This is a genomic window from Streptococcus sp. 3705 (assembly GCF_013277145.1).
GTDB lineage: Bacteria > Bacillota > Bacilli > Lactobacillales > Streptococcaceae > Streptococcus.
This window is the reverse complement of sequence record NZ_VMMJ01000036.1, coordinates 1-24,638: the sequence shown is the minus strand read 5'-3', so window position 1 is coordinate 24,638 and position 24,638 is coordinate 1. Positions and strand designations below refer to the sequence as shown.

The following is a 24,638-nucleotide window of genomic DNA, read 5'->3' as shown; positions in this document are numbered from 1 at the left end:
TCTCTTAACTTTTTTAGGATAGCATTCTCCGCTCTCAGGTACTCATTTTCTGCTTGAAGACGTTCTAATTCTGTCCTCTCTTCAGGTTTCTTTTTTGGCTTACGTCCCATTTTAGGTACTCTCCCTCTTGTTTTCTCAACAATAGTATACCCGTTTTTCCTGTATTGTGCTAGCCAATTAAGAAGTATCGTACGACTTGGGAGGCCGTATTCAAGAGAAACTCTATCTTTAGTCCAGCCTTCATGTATGACTTTATGAATCATTTCTTGTTTTAAATCAGGAGAATAGTAACGATTTTTTCCTTTTTTGACGAACTCTATTCCGTAACGATCAATCAATTTAATCATGTACCTAATATTAGAATTGTTTATCCCAAATTTATTTGAAAGCTTCTCTAAGCTATATCCTTGTTTTCTAAGTTCATAGATCTGAACTTTATCATCATAAGTTAATTTCATAATAAAATACCCCAAAAGTTAGATTTTTTCTATCTAACTTTTGGGGTGCAGTTCAAAAAAACTTGATACTATGCGTTTTGTTGTGGGGGACTTACTTCATTTTTTCCTGCAATTGAGTTTTTTCCAAGTCTCACTCAATACTTTGTATAATTGCCCTTAATCAGTTTTTGCGATAAGCTTTAATACTGTGACTATACCACTCTTGCATTTCCTTTGATGGTGGTGTCATATAATCCCCATACATCTGAGTTAAAAATTGGTCATATTTTTTTGGAACTGGTAACATACGGCCCTCAAACTCAGTTAAAATCAGTTCTTTAAAGGTATCAACTGGGAAGATTTCTTTCATTCCTTCTTTACCAATACCAACTCCTCCCTCATATTGAGGAGTGTTGGTTGTAGCATTTTTGACTAGCTGATCAATTTTCTTGTAGAAGTAACGAGGATTGACAAATCGGAGAGCGTACCAGCTACATAATCTAAGAAAATCTTTTAATTTGCTATCACCGTGAACTGCGCGTGATTTTTTGATATAAGCTAGTTGACGAAGGGCTACATACTTATAACTCTTGTCTACAATGCTCAAGTCTGTAAAGCGATCAATTGGGAAGACATCGATAAAGAGACTGGTGTCATGACGCTTGTACTTAACATGGTCTTCGATAACAGTAGAAGTATCCAAAATCGATGCGAAATTATGGAAGTACCAAGAAGAAGTGTCGTAGGAGAGAACCTTATAGCGAGGGTGATTTTCTTCTTCAATAATCTTCAGTAAACGCTCATAATCCTCACGATAAAGGGAAATATCAATATCATCATCCCAAGGAATCATACCTTTGTGGCGGATGGCTCCAAGCATGGTTCCATAACTGAGAAAATAAGGAATATCATGTTTCTTACAAGTCTCATCAATATAGTCTAGCAGGGCTAGTTGAATTTCTTTAATTTCTTTTTTTTCTAAATACTGCATCCTAATCCTCCAATTTATAAGCGTGAAATTCATGACTGTAGAAGCGTTTTTCTTCTGGTGGTAGGGTCATATAATCTCCATAAAATTGTGTCAAAATAGTATCAAATTTTTCAGGTGCTGGAAGGCTTAAATTTTCAAAGGGTAAATCAATTGTTTTATCAAAGGTACCACTTGGGAAGACTTCCTTTTCCTTAAATTTAGAAGGGATAAAAGCCATATACTGCCCATTATCACGACTATATTTTTGAATTTCTTTCTCGATTTTATTTGCGAAATAACGAGGAGAAACCGGTCGAAGGAGTAACCAGAAGGCTGTTCGTATCCAATCTTTTAAGAGGCTATCTTTATAGACAATATTTTTATGTTTACTGAAAGACAGTAGTTTGAAGCTTTCCAGTTTGTAACAAGTATCAATGACCTTAGGATCATCAAAGCAATCCATAGGGAAAATATCGATAAAGACACCAGACTCATAGGTTTTTGTATTTCGAGTATCAATAATTTTAGTTGTACTGTCGGTTATTTTGATAAAGTTATTAAAGTAGTTCTTATCAGTTTCTAAGGATAGGAGCTTATACTTACTTTTTTCCTTTTGAAAGATGTTAATAAATCGTTGGTAGTCTTCTCGAGGCATGGATAAATCAATATCGTCGTCCCAAGGGATAAAGCCTTGATGTCGAACTGCCCCAATCAGAGTACCGTAGTTAATAATATAGTTGATATTATGCTTTTTACAGAGAGTATCAATATAATCCAAAATTTCTAATTCAATTTGTTTGGCATCTTCAATGGTTAGTTGTTTCATTTTATACTCCTATGATTTTTTGAATTTATTTTTTAAGGCTAGGACATGGTTTAAAAATTCATAGAAAATGCTATCTTTGGTGAAGACAAGTAGACTAATATAAGATATGGCTGATAGCAAGACAATCAAACCAGTATTCATCAAAAATGGCAAATTAATGACCATATCCACAGGATACACGAAATTGATCAGGAAATAGATTCCTACAAAGGAAAGTGAAAAGAGAGAGTATCGAACAGTATAGCTAAAGATATGTCCTAAGTGGATGAGTTGTTTTCTATGGATGAAAATGATATAGAAAACAAGTAGAGAGGCCTCTGATAGCATAGTTGTCAGTAAATAGTATTCAGGAGCCACGATATGGTTGAAAAAGAGGAGACTATTTAAGCCCAAATTGAGTAATCCAGCAAAGACTGTGTAAACTGTGATACGTTTTTCATAACCATTTGTAAAGAGAATTTGGGAACCAAGAATGGTATCTAGTGCCAGGATAATCGTCCGAAAAGCGAAGAGAGAGGTTAAGATACCGCCTCCGATATATTTTTCACTACCGTAAAGTAGGATGGCATTTGGTCCTAAAACCATGAGACCAAAGCTCAGTGGGATGATAAAGAAGTTAAAGATTCGACTGCCTCTGTTAACAAGGGCGACATAGGCTTCCTTATCGCCTTTTCCTAGATAGTAACTGAGACGAGGCACACTCACTCCGATAGCTCCTGTTACAACACCAGCTATAACGGTCACAATTCGTTGAGCCATGGTATAGTAACTAACGTTGACATCAATCCCTGTTTTAACGAGGAAGAGACGATCCAAAAATGTGAAGAGCATATTGGCATTAGCAAAGACCAACATGGCTGTCAGAGGGAGAAAGAGCGGTTTAAAATCACTTAGGTGAATCTTAACAAGCTTAATGTCTCTTTTAATCCAAAAATAACTAATCAGATAGTTAATTAGTGTCGATAAACTCATCACAAGTGTATAGACAACAATATCGTGTTCATTTTTGACAAACAGGAAAATAGAGACCAGCATCAGGATACGGATGAAGGCAGTCTTGTAAAAGAGAAAACTGTAATTTTCCAGAGCTTCATTGACCCACTCGATTGAAAAAATCTGGGCAATGAGTTGAATCCCCATAACAAGGTAGACTTTTTTGACGATTGGATTATCAGTAAAGAAGAGAGGATAAGCTAGGATATAGACAGCAGTGGTCAAAATCGTACAAGCTATGCACAAATAAAAAAGACTGGAGAAGTTTCTATTCAGATCTTTTTTGTTATCCTTGACATTACTGATGGCCCGTAAACCGTAGTTATAGACCCCATAAGTCGCAAAGGGCAAGAAAAATGACAAAATAGTGTCGACAGAGTTGAAGTAACCATAGTCAGTTCGGTCCAAGACACGCGCGACGTAGGTACCAGTTAAGATGGGAAAAATAATATTTAAGACACGAATTCCCATATAAGATAGAGCATTTAATTTTATACTTTTCATTCAATTTACCTCGTTTTTCATTATATCATAAAGTCAGCTAATAAGAAATGAAGGGCAGTAATACTCTTCGAAAATCAAATTCAAACCACGTCAGCGTTGCCTTACCGTACTCAAGTACAGCTTACGGCTAGCTTCCTAGTTTGCTTTTTGATTTTCATTGAGTATAAGTCAAGTAATCACTTTGAAGTTTCAAAGCTTAATTTTAAGTTTTCTTTAAGAAAACTATATTATTCTGAAGAACTCTAAAATTTCACAGCCATTTATTGGCAATGACTACAGAATTCCTGGTCATTGCTAGAAATGGACTAGTTTCTTTGAATAATAGAACTCCTTAATCCTTCTATTCTAGAACGGGAGGGCCGGTATTTCTTTCATGATAGGACTAGATTGTGGTATAATAGAGAGAATAAGTTTTTTTAGTAAGACAAAGGAGAAAACAGATGATTTATGCAGGAATTCTTGCTGGTGGAACTGGCACACGCATGGGAATCAGTAACTTGCCAAAACAATTTTTAGAGCTAGGTGATCGACCTATTTTGATTCATACAATTGAAAAATTTGTCTTGGAACCAAGTATTGAAAAAATTGTAGTTGGGGTTCATGGAGACTGGGTTTCTCATGCAGAAGATCTTGTAGATAAATATCTTCCTCTTCATAAGGAACGTATCATCATTACAAAGGGTGGTGCTGACCGCAATACGAGTATTGAGAAAATCATTGAAGCCATTGATGCTTATCGTCCGCTTACTCCAGAGGATATCGTTGTTACCCACGATTCTGTTCGTCCATTTATTACACTTCGCATGATTCAAGACAATATTAAACTTGCCCAAAATCATGACGCAGTGGACACAGTGGTAGAAGCGGTTGATACTATCGTTGAAAGTACCAATGGTCAATTCATTACAGATATTCCAAATCGTGCTCACCTTTATCAAGGACAAACACCTCAAACATTCCGTTGCAAGGACTTCATGGACCTTTACGGTTCTCTCTCTGCTGAAGAGAAGGAAATCTTGACAGATGCATGTAAAATCTTTGTGATCAAAGGAAAAGATGTGGCCTTGGCCAAGGGTGAATACTCAAATCTGAAGATTACAACCGTAACAGATTTGAAGATTGCAAAAAGTATGATTGAGAAAGACTAGTAAAATGATTAATCAAATTTATCAACTAACTAAGCCCAAGTTTATCAATGTCAAATACCAGGAAGAGGCTATTGACCAAGAGAATCATATCCTCATCCGCCCTAATTATATGGCGGTCTGTCATGCGGATCAGCGTTACTACCAAGGAAAACGTGATCCCAAGATTTTGAATAAAAAGCTTCCAATGGCAATGATTCACGAGTCATGTGGAACCGTTATTTCTGACCCGACAGGAACCTACGAGGTTGGGCAAAAAGTTGTCATGATTCCCAATCATCCTCCTATGCAGAGTGATGAAGAATTCTATGAGAACTACATGACAGGGACTCATTTCTTGTCTAGTGGATTTGATGGCTTTATGAGAGAGTTTGTTTCTCTTCCTAAAGATCGTGTGGTGGCTTATGATGCTATCGAAGATACGGTTGCAGCCATTACAGAGTTTGTCAGTGTCGGCATGCACGCTATGAATCGTCTATTGACCCTTGCTCATAGCAAGCGGGACCGAATCGCCGTTATCGGAGATGGAAGTTTAGCTTTTGTAGTTGCTAATATTATAAATTATACTTTGCCAGAAGCAGAGATTGTGGTTATTGGTCGTCATTGGGAAAAGTTGGAACTTTTCTCATTTGCCAAAGAATGCTATATTACGGATAATATTCCTGAAGATTTGGCCTTTGACCATGCTTTTGAGTGTTGTGGTGGTAATGGTACTGGACCGGCTATAAATGACCTGATTCGCTACATTCGTCCTCAGGGAACGATTCTCATGATGGGCGTTAGCGAGTATAAAGTCAATCTCAATACACGCGATGCCTTAGAAAAAGGCTTGCTCTTGGTTGGTTCCTCTCGTTCTGGTCGCATTGATTTTGAAAATGCTATCCAAATGATGGAAGTCAAGAAATTTGCCAATCGTCTTAAAAATATCCTTTATTTAGAAGAACCTGTAAGAGAAATTAAAGATATTCACCGTGTCTTTGCGACCGATTTAAACACAGCCTTTAAAACCGTGTTTAAGTGGGAAGTATAAGTGCTGGAGGTTAATTGTGGAGAAAATCATTAAAGAAAAAATTTCTTCCCTACTTAGTCAAGAAGAGGAAGTCCTCAGTGTTGAACAACTGGGGGGAATGACCAATCAAAACTATTTGGCCAAAACAACAAATAAGCAATACATTGTTAAATTCTTTGGTAAAGGGACAGAAAAACTGATCAATCGTCAAGATGAAAAGTACAATCTTGAACTACTTAAAGATTTAGACCTAGATGTAAAAAATTATCTTTTTGATATTGAAGCTGGTATCAAAGTAAATGAGTATATCGAATCTGCTATTACGCTTGATTCAAGGTCAATCAAGACCAAATTTGATAAAATTGCTCCAATATTACAAACTATTCATGCTTCTGGCAAGGAATTAAGAGGAGAATTTGCTCCTTTTGAAGAAATCAAAAAATACGAATCTTTGATTGAGGAAAAAATCCCTTATGCCAACTATGAAGCGGTTCGAGAAGAAGTCTTCGCCTTAGAGAAAAGACTGGCTGACTTAGGTGTTGACAGAAAATCTTGTCATATCGATTTGGTGCCTGAAAACTTTATCGAATCACCTCAAGGACGACTTTATTTGATTGACTGGGAATATTCATCAATGAATGATCCAATGTGGGATTTGGCAGCCCTCTTTTTAGAGTCTGAATTCACTTCCCAAGAGGAAGAAGCTTTCTTATCTCACTATGAGAGTGACCAAACACCTGTCTCTCGTGAAAAGATTGCCATTCATAAAATTTTACAAGATACTATTTGGAGTCTATGGACTGTCTATAAGGAAGAGCAAGGCGCAGATTTTGGTGACTATGGTGTAAGTCGTTACCAAAGAGCTGTTAAAGGTTTGGCTTATTATGGAGGTTCAGATGAAAAGTAAAAACGGAGTTCCTTTTGGCCTTCTCTCAGGTATTTTCTGGGGTTTAGGTCTAACAATTAGTGCTTACATCTTTTCGATTTTTACAGATTTGTCACCCTTTGTGGTGGCTGCAGCTCATGATTTTTTGAGCATCTTTATCTTACTAGCTTTTCTCTTGGTAAAAGAAGGAAAAGTTCGTCTCTCAATTTTCTTAAACATTCGCAATGTGAGTGTGATCATCGGGGCCTTGCTAGCAGGCCCTATCGGTATGCAGGCCAATCTTTATGCGGTTAAGTATATCGGAAGTTCCTTGGCTTCATCTGTATCGGCTATTTACCCTGCGATTTCAGTTTTATTGGCTTTCTTCTTTTTGAAGCACAAGATTTCGAAAAATACTGTGTTTGGGATTGTCTTGATTATTGCAGGGATTATTGCTCAAACTTATAAGGTTGAACAGGTTAATTCTTTCTACATTGGGATTCTTTGTGCTTTAGTTTGTGCTATTGCATGGGGGAGTGAGAGTGTTCTTAGCTCCTTTGCCATGGAAAGTGAATTGAGTGAAATCGAAGCCCTCTTGATTCGTCAAGTGACTTCATTCTTGTCCTATCTTGTGATTGTGCTCTTCTCTCATCAGTCATTTACTGCAGTAGCCAATGGACAATTGCTAGGTCTTATGATTGTCTTTGCAGCCTTTGATATGATTTCCTACTTGGCTTATTATATCGCTATCAATCGCTTGCAACCAGCCAAGGCTACAGGCTTGAACGTGAGTTATGTAGTTTGGACTGTCTTGTTTGCAGTTGTTTTCTTGGGTGCACCGCTAGATATGCTGACAATTATTACGTCACTTGTCGTCATTGCTGGAGTTTATATTATTATTAAAGAATAAAGGAGATTCGTGTGAAAGCCATTATCTTAGCAGCGGGATTGGGAACTCGCTTGCGTCCTATGACTGAAAATACCCCTAAAGCCTTGGTTCAGGTTAATCAAAAACCTTTGATTGAATACCAAATTGAGTTTCTCAAAGAAAAAGGAATTAATGACATCATCATCATAGTTGGTTACCTTAAAGAACAATTCGATTACTTAAAAGAAAAATATGGAGTTCGCCTCGTTTTTAATGATAAATACGCTGACTACAATAACTTTTACTCTCTCTATCTTGTAAAAGAAGAATTAGCTAACAGTTATGTTATCGATGCCGATAACTATCTCTTTAAAAATATGTTCCGCAATGATTTGACACGTTCGACTTATTTTAGTGTCTATCGTGAAGATTGTACTAACGAATGGTTCTTGGTCTATGGAGATGACTACAAGGTTCAAGACATTATTGTTGATAGCAAGGCTGGTCGTATCCTTAGTGGTGTATCCTTCTGGGATGCTCCAACAGCAGCAAAAATTGTTAGCTTTATTGACAAGGCTTATGCAAGTGGCGAATTTGTTGATCTCTACTGGGACAATATGGTTAAGGATAACATCAAAGAGCTAGATGTCTATGTTGAAGAATTAGAAGGCAATAGCATCTATGAGATCGATAGTGTCCAAGACTATCATAAATTAGAAGAAATTCTTAAAAACGAAAATTAAAGATTCCAACATCTGACTAAAATTGTCGGATGTTTTTTTGATTTTTTACGAATAAATAGATGACTAGAAAAAGAAATGGAGATATTTATGAAAATCACAAACTATGAAATCTATAAGTTAAAAAAATCAGGTTTGAGCAATCAACAGATTTTGAATGTCCTAGAATATGGTGAAAATGTCGATCAAGAACTGTTGTTAGGTGATATTGCAGATATATCAGGTTGCCGTAATCCAGCCGTTTTTATGGAACGTTATTTTCAGATAGACGATGCGCATTTGGAGAAGGAGTTTCAAAAATTTCCATCTTTCTCTATTTTAGATGACTGTTATCCTTGGGATTTGAGTGAAATATACGATGCACCTGTGCTTTTATTTTACAAGGGAAATCTGGACCTCTTGAAATTTCCAAAGGTAGCAGTCGTGGGGAGTCGTGCTTGTAGCAAACAGGGAGCTAAGTCAGTTGAAAAAGTCATTCAGGGATTGGAAAATGAACTGGTTATCGTCAGTGGCTTAGCCAAGGGCATTGACACAGCAGCTCATATGGCAGTTCTTCAGAATAGCGGAAAAACCATTGCAGTGATTGGAACAGGTCTGGATGTGTTTTATCCTAAAGCCAATAAACGCTTGCAAGACTACATCGGCAATGACCATCTGGTTCTCAGTGAATATGGACCTGGCGAACAGCCTCTGAAATTTCATTTTCCTGCCCGTAATCGCATCATTGCTGGACTTTGTCGTGGTGTGATTGTAGCAGAGGCTAAGATGTGCTCAGGTAGCCTTATTACCTGTGAGCGAGCAATGGAAGAAGGGCGCGATGTCTTTGCTATACCTGGTAGCATTTTAGATGGACTATCAGACGGTTGCCATCATTTGATTCAAGAAGGGGCAAAATTAGTCACCAGCGGGCAAGATGTTCTTGCGGAATTTGAATTTTAAAAATGACCTAAGCTAGAATTCTGAGAAAAATCAATTTTTAATAGAAAATGAAGTAAATATCCCCACAATAAAACGCATTTTATCAAGTTTTTCAGCACTTGATATTATGCGTTTTTTCTAAATGAATAAGTGGAGTGGAGGACTTTTCCCATAGGAAGGAAAGCAATTTAGTGTAATTGAGAAAGGAGAGTTGCTTGTGACTAATCTTGGTCAGCTTATTATCAGGGAGCTGTATCGTCTCAAGTATTGCCAGTAAGGAAAAATAAATTCTTCAAAAGTAGAGATTACAAGGGCTTGTCTAAGAAAGAATTCAAAGACCTTGACAGATAAAAATAAAATGGTTATTATAAAAAATGGTCTGAAATTTATGATGATACTCTTAGAAAATCTTTTTACGTCAGCTCAGCTTTGTCTTGTTGTGTTTTGAGGTTGTAGATAAGACTGACGAAGTCAGTTACATATATCTACGGCAAGGTGAAGCTGACGTGGTTTGAAGAGATTTTCGAAGAGTATTAGCGACTAGTTAGCTAGGAAAGGAAGATATTTGTGACAAATAATAAACTGTATTCGTTGGTAGAATTTAGAAATAAAATATATGAAGAATTAGAACTCTCCAGAAGTGATTTAGCGATTTTGCTATGTGCCATGCTTATCGCCTCTATCGGATTAAATATGGATTCGACTCCCGTGATTATTGGAGCCATGTTAATCTCTCCTTTGATGACACCTATTCTGGGGGTGGGGCTCTCTCTAGCTATATTTGATTTTAAATTGTTAAGAAAATCTTTTAAAATATTAGCTATTCAAATTCTTGCCAGTTTAATAGCTTCAACACTTTATTTTTATCTTTCTCCCATTTCGTATGCTAGTTCGGAGATTGTTGCTAGAACCTCTCCGACTATTTGGGATGTTCTCATTGCTTTTGTAGGAGGGATAGCAGGTATTATTGGTGCTAGGAAAAAAGAGACCAATAATATTGTCCCTGGTGTCGCGATTGCAACCGCCTTGATGCCTCCTCTTTGTACGGTAGGTTATGCTATTGCTTCTGCTAATCTAAAATTTATCATAGGCTCCTCTTACCTATTCCTCATCAATTGTAGCTTTATTGTCATTGCGACTTATATAGGTGTCAGGTTGATGATGGTTAAGAAGCACTATTTTAGAGATAATGAAGAAGACTCTAAAATGCGCAGGATTTTGCTTCTAGTTGCTGTTTTGCTGATGATTCCGAGTTTCATCTCTGCAACGACTTTAGTCAGAGAAACATTGAAAAAAGAGTCCCTTAATAAATTTATATCAGAGCAGTTTCAGGGGCATAATATTTTGAAAAAAACCTATTCTAAAAAGACTCATACCCTAAAGCTAACCATCTCAGGAAATTATTTGACAGAAGAAGAACTTGATATGATTTCCAGTAAGAGGGGGGACTATGGTTTAAGTGATGTTTCTGTTCAAGTTTCACAATTGTCTGATTCAGAACAACTTAGCAAGGAAGAACTGGTAGAGTATTTCTTCCAGTATATCAAGGATAAGGAAGCAAAAGAAAAGGAAAAAGCCAAGAAATTTGATACAGAGTCTGAGGAACAATAATTTCTTGAGAATAGCTGGTTTTTCTCGCGAGTCTTCTATGTATCTCAAAGGAAGATTGTGGTCTTAAGTATAAACTTTTCTTCTATTATAGTAGCTAAGTCTTGACAGGGTTTAAAAAATGGTTTACACTTTATAAAGTTTATTACTTTGAAAAGGTGTGATACTGTGGCTACGGCAACAAAAAAGAAAAAATCAACAGTTAAAAAAAATCTAGTCATCGTGGAGTCGCCTGCTAAGGCCAAGACGATTGAAAAATATCTCGGCAGAAACTACAAGGTTTTAGCCAGTGTCGGGCATATCCGTGATTTGAAGAAATCCAGTATGTCCGTCGATATTGAAAATAATTATGAACCGCAATATATCAATATCCGAGGAAAAGGTCCTCTTATCAATGACTTGAAAAAAGAAGCCAAAAAAGCTAATAAAGTCTTTCTGGCGAGTGACCCGGACCGTGAAGGAGAAGCGATTTCTTGGCATTTGGCCCACATTCTCAACTTGGATGAAAATGATGCCAACCGTGTGGTCTTCAATGAAATCACCAAGGATGCGGTCAAAAATGCTTTTAAAGAACCTCGTAAGATCGATATGGACTTGGTTGATGCCCAACAGGCACGTCGTGTCCTGGACCGCTTGGTCGGGTATTCGATTTCGCCTATTTTGTGGAAGAAGGTCAAGAAGGGCTTGTCAGCAGGTCGTGTTCAGTCTATTGCTCTTAAACTCATCATTGACCGTGAAAATGAAATCAATTCTTTCCAGCCAGAAGAATACTGGACAATTGATGCTGTCTTTAAAAAGGGAACCAAGCAATTTCAGGCTTCCTTCTATGGGATAGATGGCAAAAAACTGAAACTGACTAGCAATGACGAGGTCAAGGAAGTTATGTCTCGTCTGACTAGTAAAGACTTTTCAGTGGATCAGGTAGATAAGAAAGAGCGCAAGCGCAATGCTCCATTACCCTATACTACTTCATCTATGCAGATGGATGCTGCCAATAAAATTAACTTCCGTACTCGAAAGACCATGATGGTTGCCCAACAGCTCTATGAAGGGATCAATATCGGTTCTGGTGTGCAAGGCTTGATTACCTATATGCGTACCGATTCGACTCGTATCAGTCCAGTGGCACAGAACGAAGCAGCAAGTTTCATTACGGACCGTTTTGGTAGCAAGTATTCTAAGCATGGTAGCAAGGTCAAAAATGCATCAGGTGCTCAGGATGCCCACGAGGCTATTCGTCCGTCTAGTGTCTTTAATACACCTGAAAGCATTGCTAAGTATCTGGATAAGGATCAGCTCAAGCTTTATACTCTTATTTGGAATCGTTTTGTAGCGAGTCAGATGACAGCTGCTGTCTTTGATACTATGGCCATTAAATTGTCTCAAAATGGAGTTCAATTTGCTGCCAATGGTAGTCAGGTTAAGTTTGATGGTTATCTTGCCATTTATAATGATTCTGATAAGAATAAGATGTTACCAGATATGGCTGTTGGAGATGTGGTTAAGCAGGTTAATAGCAAACCAGAGCAACATTTCACTCAACCGCCTGCTCGCTATTCTGAAGCGACCCTTATCAAGACCTTGGAGGAAAATGGGGTTGGACGTCCATCCACCTACGCACCAACCATTGAAACTATTCAGAAACGTTACTATGTTCGCCTTGTAGCCAAACGTTTTGAACCGACAGAGTTGGGAGAAATTGTTAACAAGCTCATCGTTGAATATTTCCCAGATATCGTAAACGTGACCTTTACAGCTGAAATGGAAGGTAAACTGGATGACGTCGAAGTCGGAAAAGAGCAGTGGCAACGTGTCATTGATGCCTTTTACAAACCATTTTCTAAAGAAGTCGCCAAGGCTGAAGAAGAAATGGAAAAAATCCAAATCAAGGATGAACCAGCTGGATTTGATTGTGAAGTGTGTGGCAGTCCAATGGTCATTAAACTTGGTCGTTTTGGGAAGTTCTACGCTTGCAGCAATTTCCCAGATTGCCGTCATACCCAAGCAATCGTGAAAGAGATTGGTGTTGAGTGTCCAAGTTGTCATCAGGGACAAATCATTGAGCGTAAAACCAAACGCAATCGCCTTTTCTATGGTTGCAATCGCTATCCAGACTGTGAATTTACTTCTTGGGACAAGCCTGTTGGTCGTGACTGTCCAAAATGTGGCAATTTCCTCATGGAGAAAAAAGTCCGTGGTGGTGGCAAGCAGATTGTTTGTAGCAAGGGTGACTACGAGGAAGAAAAGATTAAATAAGAAGAGAGTCCTGAAAGTGAATTTCAGGCTCTTTTGGTTAGAACTTGACAAAATTCATCATTTTATGCGAAACTAGAAGAAGATTATTTTAACTAGGAGAAGTTATGCGTCTTATCTATCTGATAATTGGTTTTTTATCACTAGCCTTGGCTATTGTTGGGGTTGTCTTACCCTTGTTGCCGACAACGCCTTTCCTTTTGTTGTCTATTGCTTGTTTCTCCAGAAGTTCCAAGCGCTTCGAAGATTGGCTTTATCATACCAAGCTCTATCAGAGCTATGTAGCTGATTTTCGAGAAACAAAGTCTATTGCGCGTGAACGTAAGAAAAAAATCATCGTATCCATCTACATCTTGATGGGAATTTCCATTTATTTTGCCCCTCTCTTACCAGTCAAAATCGGTCTGGGAGCCTTGACCATCTTTATCACTTATTATCTCTTCAAGGTCATTCCAGACAAAGAATAGTTAAATAGTAGTTATTTGCCTTGATAAAAATGAAAGCATATTCACAACAATATGATATAATGAATTTAAAGTAATCTTCAAGGAGAATCAAATGATTTACGAATTTTGTGCTGAAAATGTGACCTTGCTTGAAAAAGCGATGCAGGCTGGAGCTCGTCGAATTGAACTCTGTGATAATCTAGCAGTGGGAGGAACAACACCAAGCTATGGAGTGACCAAGGCAGCGGTTAAATTGGCAACTAACTACGATACGACCATCATGACTATGATTCGTCCACGTGGTGGCGACTTTGTCTACAATGACCTAGAAATTGCTATCATGCTAGAAGACATTCGGTTGACTGCTCAGGCTGGAAGTCAAGGAGTTGTATTTGGGGCTTTAACTGCTGATAAAAAGCTGGATAAAGCTAATCTTGAGAAGCTAATTGCTGCATCAAAAGGAATGGAAATTGTCTTTCATATGGCCTTTGATGAATTGAGCGAAGAAGACCAGTTAGAAGCTATTGACTGGCTCAGCCAAGCTGGTGTCACCCGTATCTTAACTCGTGCTGGAGTATCTGGTGACTCGCTAGACAAACGTTTTGCTCATTATCACAGAATTTTGGAGCACGCTAAAGGTAAGATTGAAATTTTACCAGGTGGAGGGATTGACATGGACAACCGTCAAACCTTTATCGACCAGCTGGGCGTGACACAATTACATGGAACTAAGGTTGTCTTTTAAAAAATAGAAAGGAACTGCTAGCTTTTGGTAGCAGTTTTCACTTATGTTTGAAATTTTTAAATCCTATCAATTTAATCAGGAAAAGGCTCATGCTTATGGTTTTGTAGAAAATAGTGGAGTCTGGACCTATAGTTGCCAGATTTTAGATGGTGACTTTTTCATGATTGTATCCATCACTGCTGATAATGTGAGCTTTCAAGTCTTTGATCAGGAAACAGGAGATCTCTATCCTCAAGTTCATATGGAAAGCATGAGAGGGTCTTTTGTCGGAAATGTCCGTGAGGCTTGTCTGGAGATTCTTTACCAGATTCGGAAGGCTTGTTTTGATGTGCAAGATTTTATCTGTCCTCAGACTAAGCGAATTATGACTCAAATTCAGGAAAAGTATGGTAATCAGCTGGAATATCTGTGGGAGAAATCGCCTGATACGGCAGTGTTAAGGCATGAAGGCAATCAAAAGTGGTATGCCGTCTTGATGAAAATCTCTTGGGATAAGCTGGAAAAGGGTAGAGAAGGGCAAGTGGAAGCAGTCAATCTCAAACATGACCAAGTAGCTGATTTACTTTCAAAAAAGGGCATTTATCCAGCTTTTCATATGAACAAGCATTACTGGATTAGTGTGGTGCTTGATGATACTTTGGTAGATGAAGAAGTACTGGAATTGATAGAAAGAAGTTGGAATTTAACTTCTAAAAAATGAAACATTTCAAGATTCTTTCAATAACTTTCAATTAGCAAAATATTCTCTACTGAAGAAATTTTCAGAAAATATTGGATTTTTTCTTGACAAGCGCTTTTGCCTATGCTAAAATACTAAACAAGATATCAAACGAAGGAGAAAGTCAAACATGAAAACAGCTAAGTTTAATCAATTTGCTTTGTTGTTGAGGTACTCGGGCTAGTGCAAAAAGCATTAGTCCTGTTTGGCTTACCAAGCGGGAGTAAATCAACATCTCGCTTGGAATTCCTAGCGAGATGTTTTTTTAAAACCACATTTGGAAAAGGGGAAATCTTATGAGAACAGTTGAATTTCTAGATACTAGCCTTCGGGATGGAGAGCAGACACCCGGTGTTAATTTTTCAATCAAGGAAAAAATTGCCATTGCAAGGCAGCTGGAGAAATGGGGCATTTCAGCCATTGAAGCTGGTTTCCCAGCTGCTAGTCCAGATTCATTCACAGCAGTTCAGGAGATCGCCAAAGTCTTGAAGACAACAGCGGTAACTGGTCTGGCCCGCTCTGTCAAGTCTGATATTGATGCTTGCTATGAGGCACTCAAGGACGCCAAGTATCCACAGGTTCACGTCTTTATCGCTACCAGTCCGATTCACCGAAAGTATAAGCTCAATAAGAGCAAGAAAGAGATTTTAGAGGCTATTAAGGAGCATGTTTCCTATGCCCGTTCTAAGTTTGAAATGGTCGAGTTCTCGCCTGAAGATGCGACTAGAACCGAGTTGGATTTCCTCCTGCAAGTTGTTCAAACAGCTGTAGATGCAGGTGCGACTTATATCAATATTCCTGATACGGTAGGATTTACCACGCCAGAAGAGTATGGTGCTATCTTCAAACACCTGATTGACAATGTACAAACAGACCGTCAGATTATCTATTCTCCTCACTGTCACGATGACCTCGGAATGGCAGTGGCTAATAGCCTTGCTGCTGTCAAGAATGGGGCAGGACGAGTAGAGGGAACTATTAACGGTATTGGGGAGCGAGCTGGGAATGCTGCTTTGGAAGAAATTGCAGTTGCCCTCAATATTCGCCAAAATTACTATCAAGCAGAGACAAGCATTGTCCTAAATGAGACCATCAATACGTCAGAAATGGTTTCTCGCTTCTCAGGTATCCCAGTTCCTAAAAACAAGGCCGTCGTTGGTGGTAATGCCTTCTCCCACGAGTCTGGTATTCACCAAGATGGAGTCCTTAAAAATCCTCTCACTTATGAGATCATCACACCTGAATTGGTCGGGGTTAAGAGTAATAGTCTTCCGCTTGGTAAATTGTCTGGTCGCCATGCCTTTGTTGAAAAACTAAGAGAACTGGCCCTAGATTATACAGAAGAGGACATCAAACCACTCTTCGCCAAGTTCAAGGCACTGGCCGACAAGAAACAAGAAATCACAGATGCAGATATTCGAGCTTTGGTAGCTGGAACAATGGTTGAAAACCCAGAAGGCTTCCACTTTGATGATTTACAACTGCAAACCCATGCAGATAATGACATCGAAGCGCTCGTTAGCCTAGCCAATATGGATGGTGAGAAGGTCGAATTTAATGCGACAGGTCAAGGTTCCGTTGAAGCGATCTTTAACGCTATCGACAAGTTCTTTAATCAACCTGTTCGCTTGGTGTCCTACACTATCGATGCGGTAACAGATGGAATCGATGCCCAAGCTCGGGTCTTGGTCACTGTTGAAAATAGAGATACAGAAACTATTTTTAATGCATCAGGTCTTGATTTCGATGTGTTGAAGGCTTCTGCTATTGCCTATATCAATGCTAATACTTTTGTTCAAAAAGAGAATGCAGGTGAGATGGGACGTAGCGTTTCCTATCGTGATATGCCTAGTGTGTAAAGGAGAAGGCTATGAAAAAGAAAATAGTAGCTCTAGCAGGGGACGGAATTGGCCCAGAAATCATGGAGGCTGGTTTAGAAGTTCTGGAGGCTCTAGCTGAAAAAACAGGTTTTGACTATGAGATTGACAGACGCCCCTTCGGAGGTGCAGGTATTGATGCAGCGGGCCATCCCTTACCTGATGAAACCCTCAAGGTATGTCGTGAAGCAGATGCCATTCTCTTAGCGGCTATCGGTAGTCCTCAGTATGATGGAGCAGCGATTCGCCCTGAACAAGGCTTGCTGGCTCTCCGTAAGGAACTCAATCTCTATGCCAATATACGCCCTGTAAAAATCTTTGACAGTCTTAAGCATTTGTCACCTCTTAAACCAGAACGAATTTCAGGTGTAGACTTTATCGTGGTACGGGAGTTGACAGGCGGGATTTACTTTGGAGATCATATCCTTGAAGAGCGAAAAGCGCGTGATATCAACGACTACAGCTATGAGGAAGTGGATAGAATTATTCATAAAGCCTTTGAAATTGCAAGAAGTCGGAGAAAAATCGTTACTAGCATCGATAAGCAAAATGTGTTGGCAACATCAAAACTCTGGAGAAGAGTGGCTGAGGATGTCGCACAGGATTTCCCAGATGTGACCTTGGAACACCAGCTGGTGGACTCAGCTGCCATGCTCATGATTACCAATCCTGCTAAGTTTGATGTCATCGTGACGGAGAATCTTTTTGGAGATATTCTCTCGGATGAATCAAGCGTTCTATCTGGCACACTTGGAGTTATGCCATCAGCCAGTCATTCTGAAAATGGACCAAGTCTCTATGAACCTATTCACGGTTCAGCACCTGATATTGCTGGTCAAGGCATTGCAAATCCTATCTCCATGATTTTATCAGTGGCCATGATGTTGAGAGATAGTTTTGGTCGTTATGAGGATGCAGAGCGTATTGAGCGTGCTGTTGAAGCTAGTTTAGCGGCTGGCATTTTAACAAGAGATATAGGTGGACAGGCTTCGACTAAGGAAATGACAGAAGCTATTATTGCAAGGTTATGAAGTTAGACGAAAGAATTACTCTAGTCCTTTTGATTTGGAATGTCATGGTTTTCTTGATTTATGGCATTGACAAATCTAAGGCAAGGAGAAGAGTTTGGCGCATCCCAGGGAAAATCTTACTCATTTTAGCTTTTACTTGTGGTGGTTTTGGTGCCTGGCTAGCAGGAATCATTTTTCACCACAAGACTCGAAAATGGTACTTTAAAACGGTTTGGTTTCTTGGGATGGTGACTACACTAGTAGCTTTATATGTTATTTGGAGGTAATGGATGGCAGGAAAATCGATTTTTGATAAATTATGGGACCGCCATGTCATCACAGGAGAAGAGGGGCAGCCCCAACTCATGTATGTGGACCAGCACTATATCCACGAGGTGACCAGTCCTCAGGCTTTTCAAGGATTAAGAGATGCAGGACGCAGATTGAGACGACCAGACTTGACATTTGGAACCTTTGACCACAACGTCCCGACGGTCAATATCTACGATATTCGAGATGTAATTTCTAAGGCTCAAATTGATAAACTGGCTGAAAATGTTGAGGAGTTTGGGATCGAACATGCGGCCCATGGTTCCGAAAAGCAAGGAATCGTTCATATGGTTGGACCTGAAACAGGACGGACTCAACCAGGAAAATTCATCGTCTGTGGAGACAGCCATACAGCAACCCACGGAGCTTTCGGAGCTATCGCTTTTGGGATTGGAACTAGTGAGGTCGAGCATGTCTTTGCTACCCAGACCCTCTGGCAGGTCAAACCCAAGAAAATGTTGGTAGAATTCTCTGGTGTTCCTCAAAAAGGAGTTTATTCCAAAGATTTCATTTTAGCCTTGATTGCCAAGTACGGCGTTGCTTGTGGTGTTGGTTATGTCGTGGAATATCGTGGACAAGCTATTGAGGCACTGAGCATGGAAGAGCGAATGACTATCTGCAATATGTCTATTGAGTTTGGCTCTAAGATGGGAATCATGAATCCAGATCAAACCACCTATGACTATCTAAAAGGACGAGAATGTGTTCCAGAGGACTTCGAAGAGGCTGTGGCGGATTGGAAAACTATTGTCAGTGATGATGATGCCGTTTACGATAAGGTTATCCGGATGGATGTCTCAGACTTGGCTCCTATGGTGACCTGGGGAACCAATCCTGCTATGGGGGTTGACTTCGACAGTAGCTTCCCAGAAATTAAAGATATGAATGATGAGCGCGCCTACAATTACATGAACTTGGAGCCTGGTCAAAAGCCAGCTGATATTGAACTAGGATATATCTTTATCGGTTCATGTACCAATGCTCGTCTCAGCGATTTACAGCTGGCTGCTAGATTTGTCAAAGGGAAGAAAATTGCTCCCAATCTAACAGCAATCGTGGTACCTGGCTCTCGTCCTGTCAAAAGAGCTGCTGAGAAGTTGGGCTTGGACAAGGTCTTTCTAGATGCTGGCTTTGAGTGGAGAGACCCAGGTTGCTCTATGTGCCTAGGGATGAATCCTGACAAGGTACCTGATGGCGTTCATTGCGCCTCAACCAGCAATCGCAACTTTGAAGATAGACAGGGATTTGGCGCTAAGACCCATCTCTGCAGTCCAGCCATGGCAGCTGCGGCAGCTATCGCAGGGCGTTTCGTAGATGTTCGACAGATGCCAGAGGCCCAGTAAGGAGAGGATATGGAGAAATTTACAGTTTATACGGGAACGACTGTTCCTCTTATGAATGATAACATCGACACTGACCAAATCCTTCCCAAGCAGTTTCTTAAGTTGATTGATAAAAAAGGTTTTGGTAAGTATCTCATGTATGCTTGGCGTTATCTGGATGACAAGTACACCGAGGACCCAGACTTTGTCTTTAACCGACTTGAATATCGGAAAGCCAGTATTCTCATCTCAGGAGATAACTTTGGGGCAGGGTCTTCGAGGGAGCATGCAGCTTGGGCTCTAGCGGACTATGGTTTTAAAGTCGTGATAGCAGGGTCTTTTGGGGATATTCATTACAATAATGAACTCAATAATGGCATGTTGCCTATTGTTCAGCCCAGAGAGGTTAGAGAGAAACTGGCCCAGCTACAACCGACTGATCAGGTAACTGTGGACTTAGAGCAACAAAAAATCATCTCACCAGTTGGAGAATTCACTTTCGAAATCGATAGCGAATGGAAACACAAACTCTTAAATGGTTTGGATGATATCGGTATTACTTTGCAGTATGAAGATTTGATTGATGCCTATGAAAAACAACGACCAACCTACTGGCAGGATTAGAAGAAAAATAGAAAAGGAAATAGAACTATGACAAAACACATTCAATGGAAGGGAACACTTTCACAAGAAGGCTATGACATTTTAAAAGGTGAGGGCGGATGTATCGTTTGCCCTACCAAAGTTGGTTACATCATCATGACTAGTGACAAGGCAGGACTTGAGCGTAAGTTCGCAGCCAAAGAACGTAACCGTAACAAACCAGGTGTTGTTCTCTGTGGTAGCATGGATGAGCTTCGCGCTTTAGCACAACTCAACCCAGAAATTGAAACCTTTTACCAAAGACATTGGGATGAAGATATTCTTCTTGGTTGTATCCTTCCTTGGAAACCAGAAGCTTTTGAAAAACTCAAAGCATACGGTGATGGCCGTGAAGAACTGATGACTGACGTGCGTGGTACTAGCTGTTTCGTTATCAAATTTGGGAAAGCTGGTGAACAATTGGCTGCCAAACTTTGGGAAGAGGGCAAGATGGTCTACGCCTCATCAGCAAACCCATCTGGAAAAGGAAACCGAGGTAAGGTAGAAGGTATCGGAGAACGCATCGAAGGGGCAGTGGACCTTGTTATCGAGGCAGATGACTACGTGGCATCCATCCAACCTGACAAAACGATTGAAACTCGCTACGAGCAAGGCGTGATGGTCTCTATGGTCGATAAGGACGGAAAACTCATCCCAGAACAAGGAGGAGCACGTTCAACTTCACCAGCTCCAGTTGTGATCCGCAAAGGACTTGACATTGATAAAATCATGATGCACCTGTCAGATACCTTTAACTCATGGGACTACCGTCAGGGAGAGTATTATTAGGATAGAGGAGAAATGGAGAGAAAATAATCTCTCCTCTTTCTTTTGTTTTTAATGCAAGTAAAATCCGAACAATATAATTTAAATTATAAAATTATTTGACAAAAAATGTACTTTGTTTTATAATGAATTAAGGAAACGTCGGAAAAGACGTAGAGATGCGCAAGCATAGGTAGGTTATTACAAAAGAAACGAGACATCGATATGTTAAATGAATTTCCAATTTTTGATTACGAAGATATTCAATTGATTCCAAATAAATGCGTCATTAAAAGCCGTGCAGAAGCGGATACAAGTGTCACTCTAGGAAATCACACCTTTAAACTACCTGTTGTGCCAGCTAATATGCAGACGATTTTGGATGAAAATGTAGCAGAGCAACTAGCTAAAGGGGGTTACTTCTATATTATGCATCGTTTTGATGAGGCAGGACGTATTCCTTTTATTAAGCGCATGCATGAACAAGGGCTTATTGCTTCTATATCTGTTGGTGTTAAGGACTATGAGTATGATTTCGTTAGCCAGCTCAAGGCTGATGCTCCGGAATACATCACGATTGATATCGCTCATGGTCATGCAGATAGTGTGATTTCTATGATTCAACATATCAAGAAAGAATTGCCAGATACTTTTGTCATTGCTGGAAATGTGGGAACACCAGAAGCTGTGCGAGAATTAGAAAATGCTGGTGCGGATGCTACTAAGGTTGGTATCGGTCCTGGTAAGGTTTGTATCACCAAGGTCAAGACTGGTTTTGGTACAGGTGGTTGGCAGTTGGCTGCTCTACGCTGGTGTGCTAAGGCTGCGCGTAAACCGATTATCGCTGATGGAGGAATTCGTACTCACGGTGATATTGCCAAGTCTATCCGCTTCGGTGCCAGCATGGTCATGATTGGTTCCCTCTTTGCAGGACATATCGAAAGTCCAGGGAAAACGATTGAAGTTGATGGTGAACAGTTCAAAGAGTACTATGGTTCAGCTTCACAATATCAAAAAGGTGCTTACAAAAATGTGGAGGGCAAACGCATCTTGCTTCCTGCAAAAGGTCATTTGCAAGACACTTTAACTGAGATGGAACAAGACCTTCAAAGTGCTATTTCCTATGCAGGTGGACGTCAGGTTGCTGACCTTAAACATGTTGATTATGTTATCGTGAAAAACTCTATTTGGAATGGGGATGCTTCCCACTAAGACGGGCTATCCGGCTAGAAAAAAACTTGTTATTAGAGCAAATTTCTGTTATAATAAAACAAGTTTCCACCCTTAGTGTAATGGATATCACGTAAGATTCCGGTTCTTGAGATGGGGGTTCGATTCCCTCAGGGTGGATGTAAATAGCTCAGGAGTCTGAGTAGAAGTATAACAAATGATAAAGACGCATAATATCATGTCTAGTAAACCTTGATACGATGTGTTTTATTTTTTTATAATGCACAGATTTTCTAAATTCTTAACAATGCGATAAATGATTTAACAATCCTCTTTCTGATATTAGAAGTTAGTGGAAGTAATATACAGAAGAGATAAAATATTTTGTACGTCAAAGTTGTCTAATTATGAACAAAATGATATACTAAAATCAACAATTTAGATTTCTTTCTCAATAAGTTACTAGGTTGATATATATATATATATATATATATGGAGGCTTGATATTTTGTCAAATAAAAAGGAAATTTTTTCCATTCGTAAATTAAAAAACGGTCGTTCAGACTCAGTAAAAATAGGTACTCTCGGACTCATTATGGGTGCTGCTATCGCTTTGTCTGTCAACACTCAGTCTGTAGAAGCTGCTATTATCGATAACAAAGATGGAACTACTACTATATCAAATAGCAAGGGTTCTATCAAAGTAGATACAGCACATGTGAAAATTGAGAGTAGTGATTATGAGTATGATTCAAAAGATTTTGATCCTAATCCAAAACCGAATGAAACAGGTACAGATAAAATTACTAAAACAGGTAAGGTAGACTACAAATATGTATCAACTGATGGAACTGTTTTAGAAGAAAATCAAAATCAAGATGCAGGCTTTGAAAAAGAAATTTCGGTAGATTATGAAGTATACGGACAATATGGGAAAGTCTTCAAATCATTAAAAGGTAACGAAATTACCGATACTGATTTAACCAAGGCAAAAGAGCACGGTGCCGTAGGAAAAGATACTATTGAAAAAAATAATACTACCTATCATAAAATCGGGGATCCAGCTGTAGAAATTACCGGTGATGGAGGAGGGGTATACTCTGACTCTACTCTTGGAACTGTGACTGCAAAACTAACTTCTGAAGGTCTTATTCAAAATGATGGGAAAATTAACCACAGTGGGGTTAAACCAGGAGGTCGTACTTGGATTGTCGAAGAAACTGGTAAGGGGACTTACGGCAAATATGTAGTAGCCAACACGCCAGCTACTAGCTCTGATAAATGGTTAGAGGACACCTTTAAGGCAGGAGAAGCTACGGCTAAAGAATATACTTCTGACAATATCGCTAAAGATGGTGGTGTCAAGGAAGGAGATTATGTCTTCGTATTAGAAAAAAATACCTTTGTAACCGCTAGTCATAGTAGTGTGAATTTTACATATGTCTTCAACTTACCTACCCCAAATAATAATATATCTAGTTTGCATGAGCTTTATGAGGCAATTAATGTTTACAAAGACAATCCCGATCGTCTCAGTCATGAGAAAAGTAGAGAATTTTTAAAAGGCTATTTAGCCTATATCCAAGCAAAAGGTTTGGAAAATACAGAAGGGAATTTGAAAAGATACCTTGCCTTTTCATATGTCCAGCAATCTGGAATTGAAGGCATAGATGAAGAAATCAAAAAAGGAGGGACCTTAGACTCAGAAAATAGACCGGCTACTGATGTAGCATTCGATGCCGATAAAAATATCCGTCTTACGGATGGATATGCCGAAGACAATGTACTCTACTTCGATAATATGGTCGTTGAAGGCGTTGCTCGTGAGACGTATAACTATCGTACAGCCTATACACCGCTGCGTGCTTATCGTTTAGGTAGTGGTCATACTACGATCACCTATACTTATAGTCCTGAAAAAACGAGTAGAGTCGAAAAGAAAGGCTCGGTTACTGTTCATTATCAAACAGAAGACGGGACAACTCTTAAAGATTCATATAAGGATACTGTTGATGCGGTAGTAGAAGTTGAAACAAAAACTTACTATCTTGATGCGAATAATCAAGAAGTAGTTGTTAATACAAGCAAAAATACAGAAAACGTTACATATAATACTAAAGAAAATGATACTGAAAAGCCTCAAAAATTGGAAGCAAATGGTTCTGTTTACTATTTAGACGAGACTAAAACAAAAACTACAGTAAATGGTGTTCCCAAAACTTCACCAGCAGAAGAAGGTTCTGTTGTAGAAGGAACTACAGAAGTAACTTACGTTTATGAAAAAGCAGGACAAGTAGTAGTTCACTACACTGATGAAAAAGGTAACACTATTCAAGTGGACGCTGTTGATACAAAAGACGGTAAACCAAATTCAGACTACAACACTGCAGATAACGACATGAAACCAAATCGTATCACTACTCCAGAAGGAAAAGTATACGAATTGGTCGACGCTTCAACTAAAGGAAATGAAACAG

The 24,638-nt window shown here is 39.3% G+C and carries 22 protein-coding genes, 1 tRNA gene and 1 pseudogene; 20 read left to right on the top strand and 4 right to left on the bottom strand.

The features are described 5' to 3' along the window. The 4 genes from HT714_RS08885 to tacF all read right to left on the bottom strand — a co-directional run. The coding region (locus tag HT714_RS08885; RefSeq protein WP_173226936.1) for a transposase at positions 1-458 on the bottom strand (458 nt) is incomplete at its 3' end. Positions 459-618: 160 nt separating this feature from the next. Beyond that, the gene (locus HT714_RS08880; protein WP_138700105.1) at positions 619-1,428 is read right to left on the bottom strand and encodes a phosphorylcholine transferase LicD; all 810 of its coding nucleotides are present in this window, start codon (positions 1,426-1,428) and stop codon (positions 619-621) included. A 1-nt stretch (position 1,429) separates the two neighbouring features. Further along, positions 1,430-2,233, bottom strand: coding sequence for a phosphorylcholine transferase LicD (locus tag HT714_RS08875; RefSeq protein WP_173251826.1), 804 nt, complete (start codon positions 2,231-2,233; stop codon positions 1,430-1,432). 9 nt (positions 2,234-2,242) lie between these two features. After that, positions 2,243-3,730, bottom strand: coding sequence for a type IV teichoic acid flippase TacF (gene tacF / locus HT714_RS08870; RefSeq protein ID WP_173251824.1), 1,488 nt, complete (start codon positions 3,728-3,730; stop codon positions 2,243-2,245). 440 nt (positions 3,731-4,170) lie between these two features. Here tacF and HT714_RS08865 point away from each other — a divergent pair, with 440 nt between their 5' ends. The 20 genes and pseudogenes from HT714_RS08865 to HT714_RS08770 all read left to right on the top strand — a co-directional run. Further along, positions 4,171-4,878 (top strand): 2-C-methyl-D-erythritol 4-phosphate cytidylyltransferase, encoded by a 708-nt coding sequence (locus HT714_RS08865; protein WP_000638493.1) that lies wholly within the window; start codon positions 4,171-4,173, stop codon positions 4,876-4,878. A gap of 4 nt (positions 4,879-4,882) precedes the next feature. Next, positions 4,883-5,905 (top strand): ribitol-5-phosphate dehydrogenase, encoded by a 1,023-nt coding sequence (locus HT714_RS08860; RefSeq protein WP_049524202.1) that lies wholly within the window; start codon positions 4,883-4,885, stop codon positions 5,903-5,905. Positions 5,906-5,921: 16 nt separating this feature from the next. Continuing rightward, the gene (gene licA, locus HT714_RS08855; protein WP_173251822.1) at positions 5,922-6,791 is read left to right on the top strand and encodes a choline kinase LicA; all 870 of its coding nucleotides are present in this window, start codon (positions 5,922-5,924) and stop codon (positions 6,789-6,791) included. Beyond that, a complete protein-coding gene (locus tag HT714_RS08850; RefSeq protein ID WP_173251820.1) occupies positions 6,781-7,659 on the top strand; it encodes a DMT family transporter in 879 nt (292 codons plus the stop codon). Before licA ends, HT714_RS08850 begins: the two co-directional genes overlap by 11 nt. A gap of 11 nt (positions 7,660-7,670) precedes the next feature. Continuing rightward, a complete protein-coding gene (locus tag HT714_RS08845; RefSeq protein WP_173251818.1) occupies positions 7,671-8,360 on the top strand; it encodes a sugar phosphate nucleotidyltransferase in 690 nt (229 codons plus the stop codon). Positions 8,361-8,447: 87 nt separating this feature from the next. Continuing rightward, complete coding sequence (dprA, locus tag HT714_RS08840) at positions 8,448-9,296, top strand: DNA-processing protein DprA (RefSeq protein WP_173251816.1); 849 nt, start codon at positions 8,448-8,450, stop codon at positions 9,294-9,296. Positions 9,297-9,842: 546 nt separating this feature from the next. Then, positions 9,843-10,886: a TIGR00341 family protein gene (locus HT714_RS08835; protein ID WP_173217788.1), complete on the top strand. Its 1,044-nt coding sequence runs from the start codon at positions 9,843-9,845 to the stop codon at positions 10,884-10,886. 165 nt (positions 10,887-11,051) lie between these two features. Then, positions 11,052-13,139 (top strand): type I DNA topoisomerase, encoded by a 2,088-nt coding sequence (gene topA, locus HT714_RS08830; protein WP_173251814.1) that lies wholly within the window; start codon positions 11,052-11,054, stop codon positions 13,137-13,139. 104 nt (positions 13,140-13,243) lie between these two features. Further along, positions 13,244-13,603 (top strand): YbaN family protein, encoded by a 360-nt coding sequence (locus tag HT714_RS08825; RefSeq protein ID WP_119919762.1) that lies wholly within the window; start codon positions 13,244-13,246, stop codon positions 13,601-13,603. A 91-nt stretch (positions 13,604-13,694) separates the two neighbouring features. Continuing rightward, positions 13,695-14,327 carry a copper homeostasis protein CutC gene (locus HT714_RS08820; protein WP_173251811.1) on the top strand — a complete coding sequence of 211 codons (633 nt, stop codon included), beginning with the start codon at positions 13,695-13,697 and terminating at the stop codon, positions 14,325-14,327. 43 nt (positions 14,328-14,370) lie between these two features. Continuing rightward, positions 14,371-15,027 carry an MmcQ/YjbR family DNA-binding protein gene (locus HT714_RS08815; RefSeq protein WP_173251809.1) on the top strand — a complete coding sequence of 219 codons (657 nt, stop codon included), beginning with the start codon at positions 14,371-14,373 and terminating at the stop codon, positions 15,025-15,027. Positions 15,028-15,341: 314 nt separating this feature from the next. Then, positions 15,342-16,904, top strand: a complete 1,563-nt coding sequence (locus HT714_RS08810) for a 2-isopropylmalate synthase (RefSeq protein WP_173251807.1) — start codon at positions 15,342-15,344, stop codon at positions 16,902-16,904. 11 nt (positions 16,905-16,915) lie between these two features. Beyond that, positions 16,916-17,953, top strand: a complete 1,038-nt coding sequence (leuB, locus tag HT714_RS08805; protein WP_173251805.1) for a 3-isopropylmalate dehydrogenase — start codon at positions 16,916-16,918, stop codon at positions 17,951-17,953. After that, positions 17,950-18,219, top strand: a complete 270-nt coding sequence (locus tag HT714_RS08800; RefSeq protein ID WP_173251802.1) for a DUF1294 domain-containing protein — start codon at positions 17,950-17,952, stop codon at positions 18,217-18,219. The genes leuB and HT714_RS08800 overlap by 4 nt, the downstream gene beginning before the upstream one ends. A gap of 3 nt (positions 18,220-18,222) precedes the next feature. Further along, positions 18,223-19,605 (top strand): 3-isopropylmalate dehydratase large subunit, encoded by a 1,383-nt coding sequence (leuC, locus tag HT714_RS08795; RefSeq protein ID WP_173251799.1) that lies wholly within the window; start codon positions 18,223-18,225, stop codon positions 19,603-19,605. 9 nt (positions 19,606-19,614) lie between these two features. After that, on the top strand, positions 19,615-20,208 hold the full coding sequence (leuD, locus tag HT714_RS08790; RefSeq protein WP_173251797.1) for a 3-isopropylmalate dehydratase small subunit: 594 nt from the start codon (positions 19,615-19,617) through the stop codon (positions 20,206-20,208). A gap of 27 nt (positions 20,209-20,235) precedes the next feature. After that, entirely contained in the window at positions 20,236-21,015 is a 780-nt protein-coding gene (locus tag HT714_RS08785) for a Sua5/YciO/YrdC/YwlC family protein (protein WP_173251795.1), read from the top strand. 201 nt (positions 21,016-21,216) lie between these two features. Further along, positions 21,217-22,203 carry a GMP reductase gene (locus HT714_RS08780; RefSeq protein ID WP_000931175.1) on the top strand — a complete coding sequence of 329 codons (987 nt, stop codon included), beginning with the start codon at positions 21,217-21,219 and terminating at the stop codon, positions 22,201-22,203. A 66-nt stretch (positions 22,204-22,269) separates the two neighbouring features. After that, positions 22,270-22,341 (top strand) — tRNA-Arg (locus HT714_RS08775). A 328-nt stretch (positions 22,342-22,669) separates the two neighbouring features. After that, positions 22,670-24,638, top strand: a pseudogene (locus tag HT714_RS08770) (MucBP domain-containing protein); the annotation flags it as partial.

What these genes read in the sequence shown, in the direction of transcription:
- HT714_RS08880 (WP_138700105.1), bottom strand. Translation starts at nt 1,428, where the DNA reads ATGCAGTATTTAGAAAAAAAAGAAATTAAAGAAATTCAACTAGCCCTG.
- HT714_RS08875 (WP_173251826.1), bottom strand. Translation starts at nt 2,233, where the DNA reads ATGAAACAACTAACCATTGAAGATGCCAAACAAATTGAATTAGAAATT.
- tacF (WP_173251824.1), bottom strand. Translation starts at nt 3,730, where the DNA reads ATGAAAAGTATAAAATTAAATGCTCTATCTTATATGGGAATTCGTGTC.
- HT714_RS08865 (WP_000638493.1), top strand. Translation starts at nt 4,171, where the DNA reads ATGATTTATGCAGGAATTCTTGCTGGTGGAACTGGCACACGCATGGGA.
- HT714_RS08860 (WP_049524202.1), top strand. Translation starts at nt 4,883, where the DNA reads ATGATTAATCAAATTTATCAACTAACTAAGCCCAAGTTTATCAATGTC.
- HT714_RS08850 (WP_173251820.1), top strand. Translation starts at nt 6,781, where the DNA reads ATGAAAAGTAAAAACGGAGTTCCTTTTGGCCTTCTCTCAGGTATTTTC.
- dprA (WP_173251816.1), top strand. Translation starts at nt 8,448, where the DNA reads ATGAAAATCACAAACTATGAAATCTATAAGTTAAAAAAATCAGGTTTG.
- HT714_RS08825 (WP_119919762.1), top strand. Translation starts at nt 13,244, where the DNA reads ATGCGTCTTATCTATCTGATAATTGGTTTTTTATCACTAGCCTTGGCT.
- HT714_RS08820 (WP_173251811.1), top strand. Translation starts at nt 13,695, where the DNA reads ATGATTTACGAATTTTGTGCTGAAAATGTGACCTTGCTTGAAAAAGCG.
- HT714_RS08815 (WP_173251809.1), top strand. Translation starts at nt 14,371, where the DNA reads ATGTTTGAAATTTTTAAATCCTATCAATTTAATCAGGAAAAGGCTCAT.
- HT714_RS08810 (WP_173251807.1), top strand. Translation starts at nt 15,342, where the DNA reads ATGAGAACAGTTGAATTTCTAGATACTAGCCTTCGGGATGGAGAGCAG.
- leuB (WP_173251805.1), top strand. Translation starts at nt 16,916, where the DNA reads ATGAAAAAGAAAATAGTAGCTCTAGCAGGGGACGGAATTGGCCCAGAA.
- HT714_RS08800 (WP_173251802.1), top strand. Translation starts at nt 17,950, where the DNA reads ATGAAGTTAGACGAAAGAATTACTCTAGTCCTTTTGATTTGGAATGTC.
- leuC (WP_173251799.1), top strand. Translation starts at nt 18,223, where the DNA reads ATGGCAGGAAAATCGATTTTTGATAAATTATGGGACCGCCATGTCATC.
- leuD (WP_173251797.1), top strand. Translation starts at nt 19,615, where the DNA reads ATGGAGAAATTTACAGTTTATACGGGAACGACTGTTCCTCTTATGAAT.
- HT714_RS08785 (WP_173251795.1), top strand. Translation starts at nt 20,236, where the DNA reads ATGACAAAACACATTCAATGGAAGGGAACACTTTCACAAGAAGGCTAT.
- HT714_RS08780 (WP_000931175.1), top strand. Translation starts at nt 21,217, where the DNA reads ATGTTAAATGAATTTCCAATTTTTGATTACGAAGATATTCAATTGATT.